We start from the raw sequence: 3,963 nt of genomic DNA on the forward strand, positions 1-3,963 counted from the left end.
GGCCTGCAAACCCCGAGGCCAAACACCTAAACACAAAACCGCAGGTCACAGGCACCCCACACCCGGGGTCCACCCCTCCCCCCGGCGTCCAGACCACAACCCCGGCTCACGGTTCTCGTTGTTTGTACGGGTCTGGCGAATCGGCCTGACCTGGGCATATGCAGTATGTCTCTTGAAAGCCGTTATGGCAGAAAGGGGTTGGCCGTTATGGCTGGTCGCGGACCTCAACCGAAGGATCCGTTGAAGCGGGTTCGGCGTAACGCTGATCCGTCGGGGTTGCGCGTGTACACGGCGGAGCCGGTGGCGCAGCCGGAGTTGCCTGAGTTTGATGTTCAGGTTGAGGACGATGGCGAGATTGTGTCGCAGCGGTTTGTGTGGCCGGAGGCTACGCGGCGCTGGTGGCAGGTGTGGGGTTCTGAGCCGATGGCGAAGGATTTCACCGCCACGGACTGGGACTTCCTTCTCGATACTGCTCTTCTTCATGCGAAGGTGTGGGGCAAGGGTGATCTGAAGCTGTTGCCGGAGCTGCGTCTTCGGGTGGCGAAGATGGGTGCCACGTCGGAGGACCGGGCTCGGCTGCGGATCACGTATGCGGCGGCTGATGAGGCTGATGAGCGGCGTTCTGGTTCTGCTGGTCCGTCGTCGCGGTCGCGGCGCGGCCCTCTCAAAGCTGTCTGATGCCGTGGAAGCCCTCTGAAGAGGGGGAGGTTCCAACTCTCGGCTGGTATGTGCTGGATTGGATGACTGAGCATCTGGCGCGGCCGGCGGTCGGCGAGTATGAGCCGTTCGTGCCGTACCAGGAGCAAGAGGACTTCATTCTTCGCTGGTACGAGATTGACCCCCGGACGGGCCGGTTCAAGTACGGGCGTGGCCTCCTCGGAAGGCCGCGTGGCTGGGGCAAGAGCCCGATCCTTGGTGGTTTGTGCATCGTTGAAGCGTTGGCGGATGTGGTGTTCGACGGCTGGGATGCTGACGGGCAGCCGGTCGGCAGGCCGTGGAGCACTGTTAGAACGCCGCTGGTGCATGTGGCTGCTGTGTCTGAGGATCAGACGAACAACACGTGGCAGCCGATGGTGGAGATGCTGGCAGGCCCGGTTGTTGATGCATATCCGGGTGTGGAGCCGTTCGACACGGTGGTGAACCTGCCTCGCGGGAAGATCGAGAAGCGGACGAGTTCGGGTCGCACTGTGAAGGGTGCGCCGACGACATTCGCGGTTCTGGATCAGACTGAGGAGTGGGTGCCGTCTAACGGTGGTCCTGCCTTGGCGCAGAAGATTCGGACGAACACCGCGAAGAATGGTGGGCGGACGATTGAGTCTCCGAACGCCTACATTCCGGGTGAGCATTCGGTGGCGGAGAAGTCCGCTGAGACTGCGGTGGCGGCGCGTGAAGGCCGAACGAAGCTGGATCAGCCGATCCTGTGGGATCACCGTGAGGCGCCGCCGGAGACGGACATGGGTGACCGTGAGTCGTTGGTTCACGGGCTGCGGGTGTCGTACGGGGATTCCTCGGGGCATCCGGATGGGTGTGTGCTGCATGATCCGCCGTGCCCTCCGGGGCATGTGGATTTGGAAGCGCAGATCGCGGTCATTTGGGATCCAGCGACGGATATCCAGACGGCGCGTAGTGACTACCTGAATCAGATCACTCACGCTTCGGATGCGTGGGTGTCGTCTCCGGAGTGGGGGGCCTGCTACTCCGGTGGTGAGTTGAAGCGTGAATCGTTCGTTCCGCTGGCTGACAAGGATGTCATCGTCCTCGGGTTTGATGGCTCGCTTGGTCGGAAGAAGGGTAAGCCGGACGCCACCGCGCTGATTGGGTGCCGTGTTCGTGACGGGTACCTGTTCGAGATTGGTGATAGGTCGGTGTGGGAAGCGCCACGAGAGATGTCGGCCAGGGACCGTGTCAAGACAGGTGATCAGTCGTCGTGGGCGCCTCCGGTCGCCGAAGTGGATGCGGTCATCCGGATGGCGTTCAAGCGGTACACCGTGGTCGGGTTTTATGCAGACCCCTCTGGGTGGACTGAGCACATCGCGAAGTGGGAAGCCCTGTTCGGGGCGAAGCTGCATCCGAAGGTGAAAGCGTCGGGTTCCTCCCGGATCGCGGCGTGGCCACGCGGCAAGGACACCAACGCTGTCGAAGCGGTGAAGGCGTTGCACGCGGCGATTGAAAACGGTGAGTGCAGCCACGACGGCTCCACAGCATTGACACGGCATGTGCTGAATGCTCGCCGCAGAGCGGTCGGCAAGGGCTACCTGCTGTACAAGGCGTTCCCGGATTCCCCAGACAAGATTGATGCCGCATATGCGGCGGTGATGGCGTGGAAAGCGCGCTTGGATGCGGTCTCGGCAGGGCTGGGGCGCCGCCAGAAACGACAAGTCATAGGCCAGATCCGGTAGAAGGGCGGTTGGTTGTTGCTGACTCCCTCGGAGTGGTTCGACCTGTTGAACGTGAGGTTCACTCAGGTCACTCGCCCTAAATGGCAGGATGTTCGGGTTCGGCCCGAGCTTTCGGCGTGCAGCCGTGAACTTCAGCCACGCAACCGCATCCTCGACACCCTGTGGTCCTACTACGTGGGTGACCCTCCGCTGCCGCACATCGCCGACGAATACCGCGATGTTTTCCGGGATGTGATGCGCAAGGCCCGCTCCAACTACGCCCCGATGTGTGTGGCGGCGATGTTGGATCGAATGGAGTTGCAGGCCATCTCCACGGTGGTGGACGGCGACACCAACGGTGACGATCTGGCCGCCCAGATCATGGACGAATCCGGGTTTGCAGCCCGGTTCAAAGATCTTCTCGGCTATCTCTTCGCGATGGGCGAAGCGTACGGGCTTGTCGTTCCTGGAGCCCCCACACCGACGATCCATGCAATTGATCCGCGGCGCTGCGTCGGGATCCCTGACCCGGACAATCCTGTGCGGTTGGCTGCGGCGTTGGTCAAGGACTACGACCAGATCACCGGTGAGCAGATCGCGCACATGTTCCTGCCCGGTGAGAAGTGGACTCTGAAGTTGGAGGGTTTGGAGTGGCGCCGAATCAGCGACGAACCCGAACCTGTTGATGGTCTCGACGAACTCGGCGGTGTGCCGATCGTCCGGTTCGAGAACGCATTCGGGTTAGGGGAGTACGAACCCCACATTGACCTGCTTGACCGGATCAACGACACCACCCTGCAACGCATTGTCGGGTTCTGGTATCAGTCTCTCCGGCAACGTGCTCTCAAGGGCGACCCGGACGACGGCGAAGACGAATACGGCGAAGACATTGCCGCAACGACGCTGTCGGACATGCGATCCAACTTGAAGGCTGGACCCGGTTCGATGTGGATGATTCCCGCCGACTTTGAGATCTGGGAATCTCAGCAGTCCGACTTCGGGCCGTTCACCATCGCCAAACGTGACGACGTCAAAGAGTTCGCCGCTGTCACCTCAACCCCTTTGCATCTGATCACCCCGGATGCCGCGAACGGTTCCGCTGAGGGTGCCGGCCTGATGCGAGAGTCCGCGACCGCCAAGGTGCGAGACCGGCGCGCACGGATTACACCGCCACTGAAGTTGCTGTGGCGTATCGCGTTTGCGCTAGCTGGCGAGTCTGAGCGCGGTAATAGTCTTCGGCTGCATTGGGGTCCGATCGAGTTCCGCACTCTCGCGGAGATGGCGTCGGCGTCCTCGCAGGCCGCCGACACCTTGTCTGTGGAGAAACGCTGCCAGGTGATTTGGCAGATGACGCCGTCGGAGATCGACGAAAACCTTAAGCAGCTCGCCCTGCCGAACCGTCGCATCGTCACCGACGAGAACAACTAAGACTTCCGCCGTTTCCGGCGGCAGGCCCGTTATGGGCGCCACCCGATATGGGAGATGCAATGTCCTCACTACCGTTCCATCCGCTCACCAACCTTCAGGCGTTGGGGTTCTGGAAGAGCTGTCTATTATACACATCTGACGCTGCCGACGATCTTAC

At 61.6% G+C, this 3,963-nt stretch carries 3 protein-coding genes; all 3 read left to right on the forward strand.

What is annotated here, in order from left to right; translation table 11 throughout:
- Window positions 1-207 precede the first annotated feature (207 nt).
- Window positions 208-678, forward strand: coding sequence for a phage terminase small subunit (locus BST17_RS28410; RefSeq protein ID WP_083062351.1), 471 nt, complete (start codon window positions 208-210; stop codon window positions 676-678).
- A gap of 62 nt (window positions 679-740) precedes the next feature.
- Entirely contained in the window at window positions 741-2,399 is a 1,659-nt protein-coding gene (locus BST17_RS28415) for a terminase large subunit domain-containing protein (RefSeq protein WP_234807871.1), read from the forward strand.
- 15 nt (window positions 2,400-2,414) lie between these two features.
- Entirely contained in the window at window positions 2,415-3,806 is a 1,392-nt protein-coding gene (locus tag BST17_RS28420; protein WP_234807872.1) for a phage portal protein, read from the forward strand.
- Window positions 3,807-3,963 lie beyond the last annotated feature (157 nt).

The organism is Mycolicibacterium bacteremicum (genome assembly GCF_002086115.1).
GTDB classification, from domain to species: Bacteria; Actinomycetota; Actinomycetes; order Mycobacteriales; family Mycobacteriaceae; genus Mycobacterium; species Mycobacterium bacteremicum.

Excerpts from the sequence above, each read along its gene's own strand:
- BST17_RS28410 (WP_083062351.1), top strand. The coding sequence starts at position 208 with ATGGCTGGTCGCGGACCTCAACCGAAGGATCCGTTGAAGCGGGTTCGG.
- BST17_RS28415 (WP_234807871.1), top strand. The coding sequence starts at position 741 with ATGACTGAGCATCTGGCGCGGCCGGCGGTCGGCGAGTATGAGCCGTTC.